Genomic DNA, 979 nt, shown 5'->3' on the forward strand with positions numbered 1-979 from the left:
GGAAGTCGCGGCCGTCGAGCGCCAACGCCCGGGCCAGCGGCTCGGCCAGGTCCGGCACCGACACCGTGGCGATCGCGGTGTATTCGTTGGGGAACAGCGGGTCGAGCTTCGGGAAGTCCTCGCCGAGCAGTTGGGTGATCGCGGTGCGGGTCTCGCCGCGGAAGCTCAGCAGGTGCGGCTCGGCGCCCTCGAACCCGATGTGCACGGTGTCGCCGCCGAGGCGGGCGGTGTCGCCGAGCGCGCGCGGCGGGACCAGGAGCCGAACCGGCGGCGATCCGTCGCTGTCTATGGTGGGCTGCCATGGGATCGTCTTCGTCGCGACGCGGTAGCGGTCGGTGGCCGACAACGTCAACCCGCCGAGCGGGTCGACGTCGAAACACACCGCCTTGATGCTCGAGTACCCGTCGCCGCGGTGCACCGCGAAACTGGTTTGCGCGATCGCCTCCGCGAACTGTCCGGCGTCCACGCTGCCCGCGTCGGCCGGCCGCGTCGGCAGGTCTGGGTACTCACTCCCCAGCATGGTGGGCAACGTGAACTCTGCGGCCCCGCACAGGATGCGTGCAGTACCACCCTCAGTCTTGAACTCCACCGGCTTGCGTGCCAGCGCCTTGCTGATCGCCTGCAGCAGGCGCCCGGACACCAAGGTGGTTCCCAGTGATGTCACATCCGCCCCAGCGCTTGTCACGGCGGCAACTTCGTAGTCGAACGCCTCCAGGATCACGTAACCGGAGCCGCTGGTGAGTCGGATCGCGCCGAGCAGCGGGTTCAACGGCTTCGCCGGCAACGCCCGCGCCACCCAGTTGATCGCATCCGCGAACTCGTCGCGAGTAATCGTGAACTGCAAATCGGACATAAGGATCGTCACTCCTGGTGTGTGGGCCGCCGTCAATCGGCCGTTGCGTACACCATAGACCGGATCGTTTGACGCAATAACGTCTAGCGTTTGATGAACCGCGCCGACGCCACGAAAGTGCCCAGG

Annotated in this window: 1 protein-coding gene; it reads right to left on the minus strand. The window is 67.2% G+C overall.

All coding sequences use genetic code 11. From position 1 onward, the window contains the following. Positions 1 to 853, minus strand: an 853-nt coding sequence (locus A5622_RS13350) for a hypothetical protein (RefSeq protein WP_066878974.1), incomplete at its 3' end; no start/stop codon positions are given. Positions 854 to 979 lie beyond the last annotated feature (126 nt).

The organism is Mycobacterium sp. 1245801.1 (assembly GCF_001673055.1).
Taxonomy (GTDB): domain Bacteria; phylum Actinomycetota; class Actinomycetes; order Mycobacteriales; family Mycobacteriaceae; genus Mycobacterium; species Mycobacterium europaeum_A.